Source organism: Pseudomonas sp. S2_F07, from assembly GCF_054668325.1.
The window spans coordinates 1,346,328-1,363,102 of record NZ_CP162758.1 but is presented as its reverse complement, the minus strand read 5'-3'; the positions used below and the strand labels follow the sequence as shown (position 1 = coordinate 1,363,102).

Annotated in this window: 17 protein-coding genes and 3 pseudogenes; 6 read left to right on the top strand and 14 right to left on the bottom strand. The window is 57.6% G+C overall.

Annotated features, from left to right (window positions below; translation table 11 throughout):
- Positions 1-37 precede the first annotated feature (37 nt).
- The gene (locus AB4O40_RS06090) at positions 38-199 is read right to left on the bottom strand and encodes a hypothetical protein (RefSeq protein WP_177336468.1); all 162 of its coding nucleotides are present in this window, start codon (positions 197-199) and stop codon (positions 38-40) included.
- Between the two features lie 263 nt (positions 200-462).
- On the opposite strand from AB4O40_RS06090, the gene AB4O40_RS06085 reads away from it, so the two are divergent.
- On the top strand, positions 463-678 hold the full coding sequence (locus AB4O40_RS06085) for a TOBE domain-containing protein (protein WP_056724180.1): 216 nt from the start codon (positions 463-465) through the stop codon (positions 676-678).
- A gap of 114 nt (positions 679-792) precedes the next feature.
- Here the strand turns inward: AB4O40_RS06085 and AB4O40_RS06080 are convergent.
- The 3 genes and pseudogenes from AB4O40_RS06080 to AB4O40_RS06070 all read right to left on the bottom strand — a co-directional run.
- Positions 793-1,035, bottom strand: a pseudogene (locus AB4O40_RS06080) (hypothetical protein); the annotation flags it as partial.
- A 259-nt stretch (positions 1,036-1,294) separates the two neighbouring features.
- Positions 1,295-1,927, bottom strand: coding sequence for a response regulator (locus AB4O40_RS06075; RefSeq protein ID WP_056724176.1), 633 nt, complete (start codon positions 1,925-1,927; stop codon positions 1,295-1,297).
- 32 nt (positions 1,928-1,959) lie between these two features.
- Positions 1,960-3,324, bottom strand: a complete 1,365-nt coding sequence (locus tag AB4O40_RS06070; RefSeq protein ID WP_409078617.1) for a cache domain-containing protein — start codon at positions 3,322-3,324, stop codon at positions 1,960-1,962.
- 403 nt (positions 3,325-3,727) lie between these two features.
- Here AB4O40_RS06070 and AB4O40_RS06065 point away from each other — a divergent pair, with 403 nt between their 5' ends.
- From AB4O40_RS06065 to katG, 3 genes are all read left to right on the top strand, one after another.
- Positions 3,728-5,785, top strand: coding sequence for a carbon starvation CstA family protein (locus AB4O40_RS06065; RefSeq protein WP_223542069.1), 2,058 nt, complete (start codon positions 3,728-3,730; stop codon positions 5,783-5,785).
- Between the two features lie 2 nt (positions 5,786-5,787).
- Positions 5,788-5,985: a YbdD/YjiX family protein gene (locus tag AB4O40_RS06060; protein WP_034150399.1), complete on the top strand. Its 198-nt coding sequence runs from the start codon at positions 5,788-5,790 to the stop codon at positions 5,983-5,985.
- Between the two features lie 345 nt (positions 5,986-6,330).
- Positions 6,331-8,595 carry a catalase/peroxidase HPI gene (gene katG / locus AB4O40_RS06055; protein ID WP_460055427.1) on the top strand — a complete coding sequence of 755 codons (2,265 nt, stop codon included), beginning with the start codon at positions 6,331-6,333 and terminating at the stop codon, positions 8,593-8,595.
- Here katG and AB4O40_RS06050 read toward each other — a convergent pair.
- The 4 genes from AB4O40_RS06050 to AB4O40_RS06035 form a co-directional block, all read right to left on the bottom strand.
- A complete protein-coding gene (locus tag AB4O40_RS06050; RefSeq protein WP_460055430.1) occupies positions 8,578-9,762 on the bottom strand; it encodes an Arm DNA-binding domain-containing protein in 1,185 nt (394 codons plus the stop codon). The genes katG and AB4O40_RS06050 overlap by 18 nt on opposite strands.
- Positions 9,763-9,968: 206 nt before the next feature.
- Complete coding sequence (locus tag AB4O40_RS06045) at positions 9,969-10,322, bottom strand: hypothetical protein (protein ID WP_409078621.1); 354 nt, start codon at positions 10,320-10,322, stop codon at positions 9,969-9,971.
- Positions 10,323-10,371: 49 nt separating this feature from the next.
- Positions 10,372-10,566, bottom strand: a complete 195-nt coding sequence (locus tag AB4O40_RS06040; RefSeq protein ID WP_409078622.1) for a hypothetical protein — start codon at positions 10,564-10,566, stop codon at positions 10,372-10,374.
- Entirely contained in the window at positions 10,563-10,988 is a 426-nt protein-coding gene (locus AB4O40_RS06035; RefSeq protein WP_409078623.1) for a hypothetical protein, read from the bottom strand. Before AB4O40_RS06035 ends, AB4O40_RS06040 begins: the two co-directional genes overlap by 4 nt.
- Before the next feature lie 117 nt (positions 10,989-11,105).
- On the opposite strand from AB4O40_RS06035, the gene AB4O40_RS06030 reads away from it, so the two are divergent.
- The gene (locus AB4O40_RS06030; RefSeq protein WP_460055435.1) at positions 11,106-11,888 is read left to right on the top strand and encodes a hypothetical protein; all 783 of its coding nucleotides are present in this window, start codon (positions 11,106-11,108) and stop codon (positions 11,886-11,888) included.
- Between the two features lie 182 nt (positions 11,889-12,070).
- Here AB4O40_RS06030 and AB4O40_RS06025 read toward each other — a convergent pair.
- Positions 12,071-12,168 (bottom strand): annotated as a pseudogene (locus AB4O40_RS06025) (DNA cytosine methyltransferase); the annotation flags it as partial.
- Positions 12,169-12,220: 52 nt separating this feature from the next.
- Here AB4O40_RS06025 and AB4O40_RS06020 point away from each other — a divergent pair.
- Positions 12,221-13,318 carry an HNH endonuclease gene (locus tag AB4O40_RS06020; RefSeq protein WP_409078625.1) on the top strand — a complete coding sequence of 366 codons (1,098 nt, stop codon included), beginning with the start codon at positions 12,221-12,223 and terminating at the stop codon, positions 13,316-13,318.
- Positions 13,319-13,666: 348 nt separating this feature from the next.
- Here the strand turns inward: AB4O40_RS06020 and AB4O40_RS06015 are convergent.
- The 5 genes and pseudogenes from AB4O40_RS06015 to AB4O40_RS05995 form a co-directional block, all read right to left on the bottom strand.
- Positions 13,667-14,326 (bottom strand): annotated as a pseudogene (locus AB4O40_RS06015) (DNA cytosine methyltransferase); the annotation flags it as partial.
- Between the two features lie 593 nt (positions 14,327-14,919).
- Positions 14,920-15,282 carry a hypothetical protein gene (locus tag AB4O40_RS06010; protein ID WP_460055438.1) on the bottom strand — a complete coding sequence of 121 codons (363 nt, stop codon included), beginning with the start codon at positions 15,280-15,282 and terminating at the stop codon, positions 14,920-14,922.
- Positions 15,283-15,657: 375 nt separating this feature from the next.
- Complete coding sequence (locus tag AB4O40_RS06005; RefSeq protein WP_460055441.1) at positions 15,658-15,987, bottom strand: hypothetical protein; 330 nt, start codon at positions 15,985-15,987, stop codon at positions 15,658-15,660.
- Positions 15,988-16,068: 81 nt separating this feature from the next.
- Positions 16,069-16,530 carry a hypothetical protein gene (locus tag AB4O40_RS06000; RefSeq protein WP_460055444.1) on the bottom strand — a complete coding sequence of 154 codons (462 nt, stop codon included), beginning with the start codon at positions 16,528-16,530 and terminating at the stop codon, positions 16,069-16,071.
- Positions 16,527-16,769: a hypothetical protein gene (locus tag AB4O40_RS05995; protein WP_460055447.1), complete on the bottom strand. Its 243-nt coding sequence runs from the start codon at positions 16,767-16,769 to the stop codon at positions 16,527-16,529. Before AB4O40_RS05995 ends, AB4O40_RS06000 begins: the two co-directional genes overlap by 4 nt.
- Positions 16,770-16,775: the final 6 nt, after the last annotated feature.

The following is a 16,775-nucleotide window of genomic DNA, read 5'->3' as shown; positions in this document are numbered from 1 at the left end:
TCCGCGCTTATCAGAAAGCGCGAGGGTTCGTACGCGTTCACGCCTGACGTGTCTCGGTAGACCGAGACGCCTGAACCCACTGCAATGCCTGTAGTCCGGCGTTGCGTGCGTACATCTCCCACATGGCCCGTGCCCGTTGCTGAGCTTGTTTGCGTTTGCGGTAGCTGGCGAAATCGATGAGGTTGTCAGTCGGATTCATGGGGCACTTCACTGTGGTGATGAATGACGGGATGACTGGAGAGTACGCTTCTATTTTTATAACGATAAATACTGAATTTTTATTTGTTAATTCTTTTTGGTTCTTGTTGGTGAGGGATTTTCAGGTTGTATGAAGCGTCTTTTATATTCTCATAAGATATAAACATGTAATTATATATTCCTTTTGGTGTTGGCTGATGCGGTGCATCTTGAGGTCATGCCCATCCATGCGGATGGTCTCGACGCCAGACAGGAAGCCTTATCATGACCATCAAAGCGATCAACGTCCGTAACCAGTTCAAGGGCGTCATCAAGGAAATATTCGAAGGCGAAGTGGTCTCCGAAATCGACGTGCAAACCGCCTCCGGGATCGTCACTTCCGTGATTACCACGCGTTCGGTGCGCAGCCTGGAGTTGAAGGTGGGCAGCGAGGTGATTGCCTTCGTCAAGTCCACGGAGGTCTCCATTGCCAAGCTTTGAAAGCCTGAATCATTGGTAGATAACGGATGATCTGCCGGTTTAAAAAAAACCATGAAAAAACCCGGCTGATCAGGCCGGGTTTTTGTTGGGTGTTGTGGTGACGCGGTTTGTTTATGCGACGCGGTTCTGCAGCAGTTTGTCGGAGCCACCTTCAGCGACGCGGTTCTGCATCAGCTTGTCGGAGCCATCCGCAGCGACGCGGTTTTCGATCAGGCGGTCGGAACCGCCCTCGGCCACACGGCTTTCAATCAGACGATCCGAGCCGCCTTCAGCGACCACAGGTTGAGCAGAGGTAGCGGCAAAAGCGTTAACTGCGAAAACCGAGAAAGCGATGCTGAGGAGGGTCTGGCGTTTCATGATCGTGTGCTCCGGGGTACTTATGGGTTGGTATGGAGCAGATGTTACGCCGTGGATTTTTTAAGAGAACTTCATTGAGTTAATGGTGACTATTGATGCAGTCAATGGATGATTCGCTAATCCCTGTGGGAGCGAGCTTGCTCCGGGCGGCGTTCCGACGATGGCGGTGTGTCATTCAACATTGATGGTGCCTGGTACTACGCTATCGCGGGCAAGCCCGCTCCCACAGGTTTTTGCAGTGAACACAGGGTTCCAGGTGTCAGCGGGAGATGAGGCCGTGATCCAGGGCGTACTTGACCAGCGCTGCCGGCTTGTCGATGTTGAGTTTGCGCCGGATGCTCAGGCGATGGGTTTCCACCGTGCGCACGCTGATGTCCAGTTCCCGGGCCATTTCCTTGTTGTTCAAGCCTTGCGCCATCTTCGACAGGACCTGGCTTTCCCTCGGGGTCAGTTCGTTGTCGGTGTTGCGGTCGGCGATCAGGCGCTGGGCGATTTCGGCGCTGTAGAAGGTTCCGCCGCTGGTGATGGCTTCGATGGCGGCGATGATTTCCCGGGACGGGGCGTTCTTCAGCACGTAGCCGCTGGCGCCGGAGCGCACCGACTCGCTCACGTATTCGTAATTGTCGTACATGCTCAGCACCAGCACCTTGAGCGACGGGTACTGGCTGCGCAGCACGCGGGTCAGTTCCAGGCCGTTCATGTCTGGCAGGCTGATGTCGACCAGCAGCAGGTCGGGCTGGCAGCGTCCGACCATTTCGATGGCCTCGGCGCCGTTTTCCGCTTCGCCGACCATTTCCAGGGGCGACATCACGGCCAGCAGTGCCTTGATGCCGTCGCGGACCAGGGAGTGATCGTCGACCAGGGCGACGCGGATCGGGGAGGGCAGGTTCATCGCAATATTCACTCTTGTAGTTTTGCGCGGGTTCAGCGTTTTACCGCAGGTTTCATTGGCAGCCGCACGTCCAGCTCGCTTCTGCCCGGCATCGAAATCAGATCGAAGCGCCCGCCAAAATGTTCGACGCGTTCGCGGATGTTACGCAAGCCAATGCCGGCCTGACGACGTTCGACCTGGGCGACGTTGAAACCGATACCGTCATCGACCACCGTCAGCCGCACGGACTCGTCGCAGCCGCGCAGTGTAATGGACACGTTTTTCGCCTGCGCGTGGCGTTCGATATTGGTCAGGCCTTCCTGGACGATGCGGAACAGCGAAACCGCCGCGCCGTCGACCAGCAGGCAGTCGAATTCATTTTCGTCATAGGTCACGGTCAACCCGCTGCGCTGCTCGAATTCGGCGGCCAGTTGGCCGATGGCCGCCGGCAGGCCGAGGGTGTCGAGCAAGGAGGAGCGCAGGTCATGGGAGAGGCTGCGCACTTCACCGATGGCATCGCCCAGGCGCTCGGTGGCGTCTCTGAGCGCGTTCAAACCCTTGTCGTCGGCTTGTCCGCGTTCCAGCAGATGGCTGGCCAGTTCGAACTGGAACTTGATCGAGACCAGCACCTGGCTGATGCCGTCGTGCAACTCGCGGGACACCCGGGATCGTTCTTCTTCCTGCAGGCTGACGATGCGCTGGGTCAGGCGCTGCAGTTTCTTGTCCGCCAGCCGATGTTCGCTGACGTTGAGGGTCATGCCGGTGGCGAACACGAACAGCACCGCGACCAGGGCGACCACGGCAATCGCCATCATGGTCTTGCGGATGCCCATGGCCACTTCGGCACGGGCTTGTTGGGTGGCGCGTTCGACGTCTTCGAGGTAGATGCCGGTGCCGAGCATCCAGCCCCAGCGATCGAGCATCACCACGTAGGCGAGCTTGTCGGTCACCTGGCCGGAGGAGGGCTTGTTCCAGGCGTAGCGTTGAAAGCCTTCACCCGACTGCGCGCTTTGCAGCAGCGCCTGGATCACCGGCAGGCCGTGGGGGTCTTTCATGTCCCACAGGTATTGGCCCACCAGTTCCGACTGGCGCGCGTGCATCAGGCTGCGGCCTTCGTGGTCGTAGACGAAGAAGTAGCCGTTGATGCCGAAGCTGAGCTTGCGCAGTTCTTCCAGCACTTGTTGCTGGGCTTGGGCATTGCCGTGGCCGTCGTCGTACAGGGGCGCGATCAGGCTCTGGGCCATTTCCACGTAGTTTTTCAGCTCCGCGCGCTTGCTCGCCAGAATGCTGTCTTCGATCAGTTGCGCCTGTTGATCGCCCAGTTGGCGGTTGAGGGAAATCACCAGCGCGCAGATGACGGCAATGGCCAGCACCAGCGGCAGAATCCCGAGGGCGACGATCTTGTGTTTGAGCTGCATGTTGACTCCTGCCCGCGCGAAGGCTCGGGATCATATGCCAAAGAGGCGCTGGGCTTGTAGCGTTGCTGGACGGAATGACCGGTTGGGAGTGTGCAAAACCTGTGGGAGCGAGCTTGCTCGCGATGAGGGAGGCACATTCGGAAGTGATGTGGCTGAAAGTCCGCTATCGTCGGAGCGCCGCCCGGAGCAAGCTCGCTCCCACATTTGATCGGGGATGGCCCCGGATCCGGTGGTCAACCCACAGGAGATCGGTGTCATCTACGTAGAACTACGTAGAGACCACGTACGTAGTAACGCGGATTTATTTGTGGACGGCATGCGCGGATATTGGGCCAGCTCCGCATCGCGGACACAATTATAAAAATTACCGCCGCAGTCACTGGCTGTCGGCAGGAGACACGCTATGCCCCGTCTGGCTAAACACCTCGCCTGGTTTGCCGTGGCTGTCCTGGGAGCGATTGCGCTGAGTGTCGTGGCCCTGCGCCGCGGCGAAGCGATCAACGCCCTGTGGATCGTAGTCGCAGCCGTCGCCATCTACCTTGTTGCCTACCGCTATTACAGCCTGTTCATCGCCAATAAAGTGATGCAGCTCGACCCCAATCGGGCCACGCCGGCTGTGCTCAATAACGATGGTCTGGACTATGTTCCGACCAACAAGCACGTACTTTTCGGTCACCACTTCGCGGCCATTGCCGGCGCGGGGCCTTTGGTCGGCCCGGTGTTGGCGGCGCAGATGGGCTACCTGCCCGGCACGCTGTGGCTGATTGCCGGCGTGGTGCTGGCCGGTGCCGTTCAGGACTTCATGGTCCTGTTCATGTCTACCCGCCGCAACGGCCGTTCCCTGGGCGACATGGTCCGTGAAGAAATGGGCCGCATCCCCGGCACCATCGCGCTGTTCGGCTGCTTCCTGATCATGATCATCATCCTCGCGGTGCTGGCGCTGATCGTGGTCAAGGCCCTGGCCGAGAGTCCGTGGGGGATTTTCACGGTGATGGCGACCATTCCGATCGCGATGTTCATGGGCATCTACATGCGCTACATCCGCCCGGGTCGCATTGGCGAAATCTCGGTAATCGGCGTGCTGTTGCTGCTGGGTTCGATCTGGCTCGGCGGGCAGGTTGCCGCCGATCCGGTGTGGGCCAAGGCCTTCACCTTTACCGGTATCCAGATCACCTGGATGCTGATCGGCTACGGTTTTGTCGCGGCGGTACTGCCGGTGTGGCTGATCCTGGCACCGCGTGACTATCTGTCGACCTTCCTGAAAATCGGCACCATCGTCGCCCTGGCCATCGGCATCCTGGTGACCATGCCCGAGCTGAGAATGCCGGCCCTGACCCAGTTCGTCGACGGTACCGGTCCGGTTTGGAAGGGCGGTCTGTTCCCGTTCCTGTTCATCACCATCGCCTGTGGCGCGGTTTCCGGTTTCCACTCGCTGATTGCTTCCGGCACCACGCCCAAGCTGCTCGCCAGCGAGGGGCATGCCCGCTACATCGGTTACGGCGGCATGCTGATGGAATCCTTCGTGGCGATCATGGCCATGGTTGCCGCTTCAGTGATCGATCCGGGCGTGTACTTCGCCATGAACAGTCCGGCGGCCGTGGTCGGCGGTGATGTGGTGGCCGTTGCGCAAACCGTCAGCAGCTGGGGCTTCGCCATTACCCCGGAAGCCTTGCAAGCCGTAGCCCATGACATCGGTGAAACCACCATCCTGGCCCGTGCCGGCGGTGCGCCGACCCTGGCGGTCGGTATCGCGCAGATCCTGCACAGCGTCCTGCCGGGCGAGAACACCATGGCGTTCTGGTACCACTTCGCGATCCTGTTCGAAGCGCTGTTCATCCTGACTGCCGTGGATGCCGGCACCCGTGCCGGGCGTTTCATGCTCCAGGACTTGCTCGGCTCCTTCGTGCCGGCGCTCAAGCGCACCGAATCCTGGACCGCCAACCTGGTTGCCACCGCCGGTTGCGTGGCCATGTGGGGTTATCTGCTGTACCAGGGCGTGATCGATCCACTGGGCGGCATCAACACCTTGTGGCCGCTGTTCGGCATCTCCAACCAGATGCTGGCCGGTATCGCGCTGATGCTCGGCACCGTGGTGCTGATCAAGATGAAGCGCCAGCGTTATGTGTGGGTGACCTTGCTGCCGGCCGTGTGGCTGCTGATCTGCACCACCACCGCAGGCTTCATCAAGCTGTTCGACGCCAACCCGGCGATCGGCTTCCTGGCCCTGGCGAAGAAGTACAGTGATGCCCTGGCCAATGGTCAGGTGCTGGCCCCGGCCAAGAGCATCGACCAGATGCAGCACGTGATCTTCAACGCCTACACCAACGCGACCCTGACTGCGCTGTTCCTGTTCGTGGTGTTCAGCATCCTGTTCTTCGCACTCAAGGTCGGCATCGCTGCCTGGGGCACCAAGGAACGCACGGACAAGGAAGCGCCATATCAAGCGCTGCCGGATGCCTGATCATGTTCAATGACCTGAGTCGCCTCGGTAAATACCTCGGTCAGGCCGCGCGCCTGATGGTCGGCATGCCCGACTACGACAACTACGTCGAGCACATGCAGACCAAGCACCCGGACAAACCGCTGATGGACTACGAGGCGTTCTTTCGGGAACGCCAGGAAGCCCGTTACGGCAGTAAAGCCGGACCGAAGTGCTGTTGAGTGAGACAAAAAACCGGCTGAAACAGGCCGGTTTTTTATTGGGTGCAGTAACGGCCTGGACATTTCGGGGGCCGTGGCGATTCGAATCGTCGCCACCACTTTTGTCCCGGGTCATGGAAGCTTTGCAAACCTCCTGACTGATTTGAGCTGTTTATCAGCTATCTCCCCCAGATGAAGCGACAGTTTCCCCGTCCGGTACTTTAATGGATGGTCTGGAGCAACTGATCACTGGGCCGTCATAGCCTCAAGGCTATGGATCCCATACCGAAAAGCTATTTCTTCAATCGGTGATCCGGATCCACGCTTAAGGATGGTTAGCTGAAAACAAAATCAAGAGGAGATGCCATGTCAACTGAATCGAAATGCCCGTTCAATCACGCCGCTGGCGGTGGCACTACGAACCGCGACTGGTGGCCGAACCAACTGAACCTGAAGATCCTGAGTCAACACTCGCCCAAGTCTGACCCGCTGGGAGGCGACTTCAACTACGCCGAAGCCTTCAAGAGCCTGGACTTCCAGGCGCTGAAAAAAGACCTGACTGCGCTGATGACCGATTCCCAGGACTGGTGGCCGGCGGACTTCGGTCACTATGGCCCTCTCTTTATCCGCATGTCCTGGCACGCCGCAGGCACCTATCGCACCGGCGATGGCCGGGGTGGCGCCGGTTCCGGCCAGCAACGCTTTGCACCGCTCAACAGCTGGCCGGACAACGTCAGCCTCGACAAGGCCCGCCGGCTGCTCTGGCCGATCAAGCAAAAGTACGGCAACAAAATCTCCTGGGCTGACCTGATCGTCCTCACCGGCAACGTCGCACTGGAATCCATGGGCTTCAAGACCTTTGGTTTTTCCGGCGGCCGCCCGGATGTCTGGGAACCGGACGAAGACGTCTACTGGGGTTCTGAAAGCAAGTGGCTGGGCGGTGACACGCGCTACGGCAAAGAGGACAAACCGGCACAGAAACCTGGCGACGTCCCGCTCGTGGCCGAGCCGGGGCGAAACGAGGACAGCCGGACCGACGAGGGCCGCAATCTGGAAAACCCCCTCGCCGCAGTGCAGATGGGCCTGATCTACGTCAACCCGGAAGGCCCGGAAGGGCAGCCGGACCCGGTCGCTTCGGCCAAGGACATCCGCGAAACCTTCGGCCGCATGGCGATGAACGATGAGGAAACCGTGGCCCTGATCGCCGGTGGCCACGCCTTCGGCAAGACCCATGGCGCCGGGCCTGCCGACAACGTCGGGCCAGAACCTGAAGCCGCTGGCCTGGATCTGCAAGGCCTGGGCTGGAAGAGCACATTCGGCACCGGCAAAGGGGCCGACACCATCACCAGCGGCCTGGAAGTGACCTGGACCACCACGCCGACCAAGTGGAGCAACAACTACCTGGAGAACCTGTTCGGTTTCGACTGGGAGCTGACCAAGAGCCCGGCCGGTGCCCATCAGTGGAAACCGAAGAACGGCGCCGGTGCCGGGACCATTCCGGATGCCTTTGATCCGTCCAAACGCCGTGACCCGACCATGCTGACCTCGGACCTGGCCCTGCGTTTCGACCCGATCTACGAGCCGATTGCCCGGCGTTTCCTGGCCAATCCCGAGCAACTGGCCGATGCCTTCGCTCGCGCCTGGTACAAGCTCATTCACCGTGACATGGGCCCGCTCTCGCGCTACCTCGGCCCGGAAATGCCGAACGAAGAGTTGCTGTGGCAAGACCCGATCCCTGCTGTCGATCATCCGCTGGTCAATGACAGCGATGTCGCCGTGCTCAAGGGCAAGATTGCGGCCTCGGGGCTGACAGTTTCGCAGCTGGTATCCACGGCCTGGGCGGCGGCTTCCTCTTTCCGTGGTTCCGACAAACGCGGCGGTGCCAACGGCGGGCGCTTGCGCCTGGAGCCGCAGAAGTCCTGGCAGGCCAACCAGCCAGAGCAACTGGCCCGCGTGCTGGCAAAACTCGAAAGCATCCAGAACGAGTTCAACAGTGGCGGCAAGAAAATCTCCCTGGCCGACCTGATCGTGCTCGCCGGTGGCGTGGGCGTGGAACAGGCCGCGAAAAATGCCGGCCACAGTGTGACGGTGCCTTTCACGCCGGGACGCATGGACGCCAGCCAGGAACAGACCGATGTCGACTCCTTCGGTTTCCTTGAACCGATCGCCGACGGTTTCCGTAATTACCTGAAGCAACAGTACCGTGTGCCGGCCGAAAAACTGCTGATCGACAAGGCACAACTGCTGACGCTCAGCGCCCCGGAAATGACGGTATTGCTGGGTGGGCTACGGGTATTGAACGCCAATGTCGGCCAGAGCAAGCACGGTGTCTTCACCTCACGGCCGGAAGCCTTGACCAATGACTTCTTCACCAACCTGCTCGATATGGGGGTGGAGTGGAAGCCCGTGTCGGATGCCCAGCAGGAGTTTGAAGGGCGTGATCGCAAGACCGGTGCAGTGAAGTGGACGGGGACCCGGGTTGACCTGGTCTTTGGTTCCAATGCGCAGTTGCGTGCGTTGGCCGAGTTCTATGCCACCGCCGATGCGCAACAGAAGTTCGTCAAGGACTTCGTCGCTGCGTGGACCAAAGTGATGAACCTGGACCGTTTCGACTTAAACCGCGTCGTCTAGAGGAGATGTTGTCATAACGCTGGCATTACCGGCAAAAAGTGCCTCGGCTCGCCCTCCGGCTCCCACATCAGCGGAGGGCATCCAGCGACCATAAACCTTGGCGATCATGGTCCAGTCTTTGTGGCCAAGTTGCTTGGCTACCCACATTGGATTCTCGCCAGCGGATAGCATCATGGAGGCATAGGTGTGGCGACTCTGGTAGGGTCGCCGCCACCTGACGCCAGACTTCTTCATCGCCGGCATCCAGATGACACGGTAAATGTATCCGGCATGCTTCCACGGCTCGCCAGTGATTGTATTGAGAAACACCCTGCCGCCTGCCAGGAAGGTCAATTCCTTCTGCTTGAGCAGCGCTTCTCGCGCCGGAGCCAGCAATTTCACGGTGCGCCTTCCTGCTAACGTCTTGGTCGACTCTGGCTCTTTTGCAGCCCGCGTCTTGGCCCTGACGATCCTTACCTCCCCCGCGATCCAGTCGATATCCCCCCATTCCAACGCGATCAGTTCGCTCGGCCGAAGTCCTGTCCAGAAGGAGAACTGCAATTGCGGCCACGTGTCGCCTCTGGCTGCCGCCAATATCGCCAGTTGCTCTTCGCGAGTGAATGGGTCAACGTCATCTTCCTCCTTGAGCTGTTCACGATTCTTGTAGGCCCACCCAGAGAGCGGATTGCTCTCCAATATTTCATCCTCAACTGCATCGTTAAGCGCAGAGCGAAAGCAGCTTTGAACATTCATCAGGGTCTTGTTGACTACCTGGTAGGTCGACATCTTTTCTCTGATGATCTTTTTCGACAGCTCATTCAGAGGCAGGTCGCCGAACATCGGCTTGAGGATTGCGCGGATGGTTGTCGCATAGAATGCGACCGTGCTTGATTTGAGTGTCGGTGTTTTCCTCTCCAGCCATTCCGTCAGGTAATCCCCAATAGTCTGGCTGGCATCGGTGCGCCTGAAGGTGAGGGCGCGCTTCGACTTTGGGAACGTGGCTGCATAATCGAAAGTACCGTTCGCAATCGAATACTCGATAGCGGCCTTGTGCTGTTCAGCTTTTTTCAGGTTAGCGGCGGTGGGCTTGAGCGCGACGCGCTCGCGGCACCTGACGCCCTGGTATTGGAAAGTGATTTCGATACTACTTGCAGATGCGGCGCGGACGCCTCCCCCATCTCGACCCATGAGTAATATCCTTCTACGTCTATTAAAATTCTGCCGTCAGGCGCTTTCCGCCAAACAAGATGCTTCGGCCATTTGCCGTCGCGGATTTTGGTTCTGACGGCATCGGGTGTATAGCCCGACTCCCGAGAGAACTGCTCTACGGTCTTGTATCTGACCATGTGTGTGCTCCATGCCGCCCGCGGCGGCAGAAGGTGGTGATGGGGTTGTCAGGCTGTTGCTTTGGAGGTCAGCTCGCACTCGGCGGCCAGCTTCAGCAGGTTCTTTGTGGTAGACCTGAAGCCGCCGGTGTCCGGGTAACATTCAAATTCATGGCCTTCTGGGAACGAATCGAACGGTCCATGCCAGGGCCAACTGCTCTTCCAATCAGCCCATACGGTGTATGCATCCTGGCCTTCTCCCCAATAGTCGATTCCGCCGCCGACACTCAGGCAGTGACTCACGCTGGTTCTCTGCTCGTAGGCAAGTTCTGAACGATCGTCATCTACCCAGGCGCGCCGATAGAGTGTGGGATGCAGTTGAACAAGACGCTTGCTGAGCTTCTTCTCGATGCGCGCTTTCATCGCCGCGGCCCCTTGTAGATGAGCCAGAGCATGTAGAGCGGGGCGAAGATCATGGCGCCGCCTGCTGAGCTGCCTCGCGGAATCGGGACGGTGCCCAGTCGCAAACCTCGTCTTCCGGGATGTGACCGAACATCATGGTGCAGCGCCGGGCATGCACGCAGTTGCCGCAGGTCTTGCCTTCCGGCAGGTTCATTCGGTCTTCGTCTGTTGCTGATCGCCGCATCGGTTCACGTTGCTGGGTCATGGTGTCACCTCCCGGCGCGCCCACTGCACATACGGGCCGTCCTCTGTATCAAAGATCCCCATCAGGAACCACTCGGGCCCTGGTGACTCGGGATTCCAGGCGGTGCACGCTGCATCCTCTTCAGGAAGGTCGTAAGTTTCGTCTCCCGAGTGCCAGCCTTTCACCTCTAACCCTTGTTCTGCTACCCAGGCCCTGTACGGCGCCGGATCTTCGCCGCCATCGAGTTCAGGGATGCCCGGGTGCCACCACCAACCGTCTTTGTCGCGCTTCACTTCGACGGGGCCAAAGGACTTCGGGCTGTGGTTCGGGCAAGGCATCACGTAAAGCACGTCGGAGTACTCACCACCGCCGGAGCTGAACTCCATCTGGCAGCCGCACTTCGCCGGCTCGCCATTTACGAACGTTATCTTTTCTTCAGGCATGACTTCGTCCTTGCCGCTATAGCGGCTGACTTTGAAGGGGGAGGAGTTACTGTGTGTACTGGTTTGTAATTGATTTTTTGCTAAAGTGACACCTCAAATTCTGCAAGGAAGAATTCGTTGAATCGCTTACGGACGTACTGGGTTGATCAGGTAAAATGGTGGAGCAACCGCAGTTTAGAGTGGTGGGCTGCGCATCTCACAGCACTCTACATAGGTGGTGCTATTACCATTATGGGTGCAAGATTTGATGATTTGATAACCCTGAAGTTGAATGAAATTGGGGATCTTGCTGCTGGTGTGTTTGGGCCAGTTGCATTTTTATGGCTAATCTTAGGTTATTTGCAGCAGGGTCGAGAGCTAAAGCTGAGCTCTGATGCGTTGCAATTACAGGCAGCAGAACTAAAAAATTCTGTAGAGCAACAAACAATCATGGCGCAGGCTGCATTGGCTCAAATTGATGAGCAGCGTAAGATTAGTCTGTTGCAAATTGAAGAGCGTGATCGACTTTATAAAGCAGATTTGAGATTGTTAGTTTTAGAGACTGATACTGATGTGTCTGGTGTTACGAAGGCCAAAATTCGTATTGTTAATTCTGGGCCAATAGCGCATGCGGTTCATTACCGGTTTGACCCGCCTCTTGGAGATATGGGGGTTGGCGCCATTTCTTCTATAAGTTCCAGTAGCGAAATTGTAATAGATGTTAATTATGAGGTCGGAGAGAGCAGTAGGATGGGGATGTGCCTTATCGATTATTTGGATGACGGTGGCAAAAAACATCTAGAATCTTTTTTTTATGATCTCGATCCAAGCACTAATGGCGTAGTTTTTAATAAAATCACGCTGCCAGCAATGAAAGAATCTATAGCAAGTGTCATGAATAAAAAGTCGGCTGTGTTGTAAGGATTAAGCGGATAAGCTATCGGTGATCTCGCTGAAGCTGTGTTTCGCCGGCTGGCGTGATACGTTGAAGTGGGGTATTACTGAAGTGCCGGAGCGGGGCCCTACCCCTGCTTAATCCGGTGAGAGGCACCTGCTTAGCGGGTGCCTTTTTTGTTTGGTTCAGTCCAATAGGTGAGGACTAGTCAGTCCGCTGCTTTGAGCGCTTCGATAATTCGTGACCGGCCAGAGGGGGCACGGCGTTGCTTGCCATGTGCATCGTTGGCCGGTGATTGTCGGGTCGCAAGATCTGCTAGAACTTCTAGATTGGGCTTAGCTGGAGTGGAGTTAATACGATGGGTCAGGTTTTCCGAGTCGCTGCTAACGACGGTACCGCAATAGATGCCCACTACGAGGTAGACGGGGATACGATTATCTTCCACAGCCGAGGCGGTACTAAAGGCAAAAGCGCCATCAATACCGAATATGCCCAAGGCCTCGAAGCTCTCTTGTTACGTCTTTCTGCAGCTTCAATCCCTCTACTTCGCGTTTGGGTTGACAGCAGCCGTGTCCAAGGACTAACGGTTGAGCAGAGAACCATCTTCGATGAAGCTGATCGAGCCGCCTCGCCAAATGCTGCGTTGAGGCTGATTTCTTCGCGAATGAAATCTGTCGGACGAGCCGAAAAATCCCAAGAAGGTGGAGGCAACTCTACCCGCCGGATTTGTTTACAGGTTTTCTCTGGCACCGCCAAATCTACCTTGGTTGATACCTTGGGAGGTGCCCCGGTGGTAAAGGATCTTCGGAGCCTCGACCGAATCCCTGCGGAGGAGCTCAGAACAGTTACTGCCGAGTATGTCTGGCAGGCTGTTCAGGAATTGCTCAGCGGTAAGCAAGTACCAGGCTTCGGGCCGTCTACCGATTATGACCTGATCACTGATGAGCAGATCAGGCTGCCTCCGAAAGCTGTCTACGGACTTGCCGCCTCGAAAACATTTGGTTTTGCAGTGCAGCCAAGGCATTTCACTGCTGGAGTTAACAGTCCATGCTTTAACGTGCTGGAGGCGGCGGGCTTTCGAATTGTTCGGAAGGGTGAAGCGGATGAGCAGCCCGGGATCCCTCTACCTGCAGAAGATCGTCAGTGGGCAGAGGGGCAGCCTAGGCTGATCTTTCATTTGCGGCGCGAGCGTGCCCCAGGACTGTCTCGCGCAAAAAAAGCAGAGTTTCTACGTGTGCACCGACGACTTTTTTGCGAGCGTTGCCGTATGGATCCGGTTGAAACTTACGGTGGTGATCATGGCGAAGCCTGCATCGAGGTGCATCACCATGATGTACAGATAGCTGAAATGGCGCTTGGTCATCAGACCCGTCTTGAGGATTTGCAATGTCTCTGTGCAAGTTGTCACAGAGTAGTTCATCGTTTGCTCAAGGAGAGTGCGGCGCTCTCCAAGTAAGTTGCCGACAGGGCTTCACGACTGAGCAGGCGCGCTTTTCTAGATATGCTCCACCGAAGTGTTAGGCTTGCAATCGAGCTGCTGTAGGATTCGCAAGCCTAGCCAGCGCACCACCTGCACGGCCTTGCTGTTACCGATCGCCTTGTAGCGCGGTCCATCTGGGCATTCGCTGGCGGGCTTACCGCGCCAAGGAATCATCGTGTAGTTGTCAGGAAAACCTTGGCAGCATTCCCATTCTTTTGGAGTCGTTCTGCGAATCCCGGAGAGCTCCAGTACATATGCCTCTCGGTCATCGAGAGAGCCTCCCCCTTGTGCCGTGAGAGTAGGATGAAGTGCCGACTTCGCTTCCCGTCCCGGCGGGCTATCCCTGCGAGTGCTTTCTCGCTCAAAAAGTACCTCGGTGGGATCGAATCCGTCTCTAGCACTCGCGACAACGAACACACGGCGGCGTCGTTGGGCCAGGCCGAAATATTGGGCGTCCAGGACCCGCCACGCGATTGTTCTTTTGGGTCCATACACACAACCAGCGTCCGGCCATCTTTTCCCTGAAGGCTGCAGTTCACAGTCTTCCCCAGCAAGCGCGCCAAGAAAGCATCCGAAGGCGTTCCCTTTGTCACTGAGGACGCCTGGGACGTTTTCCCAGACGATGACGCAGGGAGGCTGTCGGCGGCTGGCGCGAACATAGTCAGTTGCATCTGCAAGCTCCACATATTTGATGGTGAGGGCGCCGCGCGGATCGGCAAGGCCTTCGCGCATGCCGGCGACACTGAAGGCCTGGCACGGGGTGCCACCGACAAGGATGTCCGGCGCGGCGATCTTGCCGGTCAGCACCTGGGCGCCGAGTTTGGTCATATCGCCGAGGTTCGGCGTGTTCGGGTAGTGGTGGGCCAGCACGGCGCTGGGGAAGGCTTCGATTTCGGCGAACCAGGTGGCGCGCATGCCAAGCGGGTGCCAGGCCATAGTCGCAGCCTCAATGCCCGAACAGACCGAGCCATAGGTAATTTCCATACAGGATCCTCGCCGGCTGGCGTGATTCGTTGAAGTGGGGTATTTGTGTTCGACCCGGCATGGAGCCGGATCAAGGAGAGTTGTTATGGTTGACGTTGTCGAAATCGTTCTTGAGCTTGAGGCTTCTGGCTTCATCAACAGCGATCGGACCACACGAGGTCGTGTTGTTCGAAAGATTCCAGGCGGAGAACTATGCTGCCAAGTCGACGACGGGGTCAGGGGCGCGCCTGAACCTAACGGTACTTTCGAAACAGTTGATGAAGCCCGCGCCGCAATAATTGATTATTGGAAAAGGTGCAACACTGCGTTGGAATCTGATCATTGGAAACCTACTGGCCGCTAGGTGACGTGGGTCAGGCGAAAATGTCGATCTGAGCAGCTTTGCACTCGAGTTCGCCGTGCGGTAGGCGCGCGAGCTCTTGTTTGGCCGCGGCCACTTCACCGGTGTGGTGACCGTGCTCGGTATCAATGCTTACTGTTGAACCGTCTGGTCGGCGAATCGTTCTTTCGCCGCTCGGGCCGCGCTCAACTGCGTAGCCCAGTCGTCGCCATAGCCCGTTGGGGCTTTCGAATTGAGGGGGCATGTTTTTGCCTCAGTCGTGCAAGTGTTCGCGCTTCCCTGTCTGCTGGTAGTGCAGATCCTGAATCGCTTGCTGTTGATCAATGGTGAAACTCGGTGTGCAAGTTGTGCAGTGACCGGCGACTTTTACTGCCTCATAACTCAGCGAGCCAATGTCGTGATCTCTCAGGAATTGCGGGCAGGTGACGCAAGCGTCCGTATCCTGGCAGCAGGATTCGGCATCTGCTTTTTTGTCATGGCCCTCATCGCAGATCGGGCAGACCCACAACTCTGTAATCTCAGGTGCACAGCAGTTTTCAGCCTGAAACTCATGGTCATGCAGTTCATTGCAAGCGCCGCACTCCCACTTGCGGACGACTTCGCCTCTTATTTTCATGGTGTCCTCCAATGCAGGCGCCGCGCTCCGTGACCGGATGCGACAGTAGGGTGGTGTTTATGATTTCGGTGAGCTATTACTGATATCTAGCAAGTGCCGGATTTTACGTGGGGGGCGTATGCTGGAAGTGCTGGAAGACGTGATAGGGATAAACAGAGCAGGTCTTATCTGCCACCCATATAAATTCAAGTTGGGGTCAAAAAAAGGGCGATACATCTATACCTTTAACCCCGAGGAAAGGATTTTTCATGAGGCCAGCGAAGTAGATCTTAGAGTGCTGATTGAAAATGGGCTGTTCAATGCGGGCGGTGGCATATTTATGGTGCCCGCAGGAAGCAAAAACATAGATCGCCGTTGCGTACTGAGCGTGCTCCGTTACAAAGGTGAGCTACTTCCAATTCGGTCGATACCAGTCTTGGCGAACTCTTCAAGCTGTCGCGACTGATTTTGTGTGATGACTATTTCAGGTCGCGACATGCATGCGAAGCGAGCCGACTCATTGGCCGGCGCCGCCGCAAGATTCAGGATGAAGGTCGACACCGTCTCCTGCCACTCCTCGAAGCCGTGGCGCTCGCCCAGGATCTGAAGGGCATCATCAAGCGCTTTCGACACAATCAACGACCGCTTCTCGGCGCCGATCCGGTCCAGCAAGGCTTTCTCTTTGGCGCGCTTGTCTCGCTGAATCTGCGCATTGTCTTTGGCCATGGCCTGCCTCTTCAATTCCGTGGGCCGGTAGATCCAGCCATGTCTGTCGTCGGCGCTGGCGCACCTGGTTGTTGATACGCCTCATGCTGCCCTCTGCTGATTCCAGACACCCACGGTGTCGAAAACCCGGGCGGCCTGCTCTTCAGTCAGTGATATTGCAGCGGGAATCGCGATCCATCCCGAAGCGATCCGATGGTTCGGATTGCTCTCGGCGACCAGGTCCTTGTAGGTTTCCTCAATCACGTCTTCGAGGTGCGCGGCCAGATAGTTGCCTTGGGGCGAAACCTCTACCGATTTGGTGTAGCGGTGCCCGCGCTGATCGCGGCACTGAACGCTGAGATAGATCGTCCAGCGGTGAGCAAAGTCGCAGACGGCGTCGGCGAGGCGCTGGCCTGGCGGGATATTCTTGCAGCTCTTCCAGTTGATCATGCCCTGGCGGCCGCATGGGTCGATGTTCACCACTGCGACGTGGTTGGTGCTGAGCAGTGCCCTGCATGATCGCTCGACCCGGGCACGCATGTTATTGGGCTTGCGCCTGCTCATAGTGAGTCCGTCATTTTGCGTAGCGCCTGGCGCTCGGTCCGACTCGGAGAGATGCGTCGGCGCTTGAGAGTTGTCTCAGGGTCTATTTTCTGTGAGCGGGGAGGTGGCAGCGGATTGCGTGGCGGGTTTTTCAATTGGGCGATCTGCCCACCGGCTGCCAGGTACTGGGCGACCCGGTCGTTGATTGATTCGGCGCTCTGTCGCTGCTGCTCAATGAGGTTGAGGTGGTTGCTGATCATGATGTC

Excerpts from the sequence above, each read along its gene's own strand:
- AB4O40_RS06050 (WP_460055430.1), bottom strand. The coding sequence starts at position 9,762 with ATGGGTCGAGATGGGGGAGGCGTCCGCGCCGCATCTGCAAGTAGTATC.
- AB4O40_RS06065 (WP_223542069.1), top strand. The coding sequence starts at position 3,728 with ATGCCCCGTCTGGCTAAACACCTCGCCTGGTTTGCCGTGGCTGTCCTG.
- AB4O40_RS06000 (WP_460055444.1), bottom strand. The coding sequence starts at position 16,530 with ATGAGCAGGCGCAAGCCCAATAACATGCGTGCCCGGGTCGAGCGATCA.
- AB4O40_RS05995 (WP_460055447.1), bottom strand. The coding sequence starts at position 16,769 with ATGATCAGCAACCACCTCAACCTCATTGAGCAGCAGCGACAGAGCGCC.
- AB4O40_RS06005 (WP_460055441.1), bottom strand. The coding sequence starts at position 15,987 with ATGGCCAAAGACAATGCGCAGATTCAGCGAGACAAGCGCGCCAAAGAG.
- AB4O40_RS06075 (WP_056724176.1), bottom strand. The coding sequence starts at position 1,927 with ATGAACCTGCCCTCCCCGATCCGCGTCGCCCTGGTCGACGATCACTCC.
- AB4O40_RS06040 (WP_409078622.1), bottom strand. The coding sequence starts at position 10,566 with ATGACCCAGCAACGTGAACCGATGCGGCGATCAGCAACAGACGAAGAC.
- AB4O40_RS06045 (WP_409078621.1), bottom strand. The coding sequence starts at position 10,322 with ATGAAAGCGCGCATCGAGAAGAAGCTCAGCAAGCGTCTTGTTCAACTG.
- AB4O40_RS06070 (WP_409078617.1), bottom strand. The coding sequence starts at position 3,324 with ATGCAGCTCAAACACAAGATCGTCGCCCTCGGGATTCTGCCGCTGGTG.
- AB4O40_RS06010 (WP_460055438.1), bottom strand. The coding sequence starts at position 15,282 with ATGAAAATAAGAGGCGAAGTCGTCCGCAAGTGGGAGTGCGGCGCTTGC.
- AB4O40_RS06085 (WP_056724180.1), top strand. The coding sequence starts at position 463 with ATGACCATCAAAGCGATCAACGTCCGTAACCAGTTCAAGGGCGTCATC.
- AB4O40_RS06020 (WP_409078625.1), top strand. The coding sequence starts at position 12,221 with ATGGGTCAGGTTTTCCGAGTCGCTGCTAACGACGGTACCGCAATAGAT.
- katG (WP_460055427.1), top strand. The coding sequence starts at position 6,331 with ATGTCAACTGAATCGAAATGCCCGTTCAATCACGCCGCTGGCGGTGGC.
- AB4O40_RS06060 (WP_034150399.1), top strand. The coding sequence starts at position 5,788 with ATGTTCAATGACCTGAGTCGCCTCGGTAAATACCTCGGTCAGGCCGCG.
- AB4O40_RS06090 (WP_177336468.1), bottom strand. The coding sequence starts at position 199 with ATGAATCCGACTGACAACCTCATCGATTTCGCCAGCTACCGCAAACGC.
- AB4O40_RS06035 (WP_409078623.1), bottom strand. The coding sequence starts at position 10,988 with ATGCCTGAAGAAAAGATAACGTTCGTAAATGGCGAGCCGGCGAAGTGC.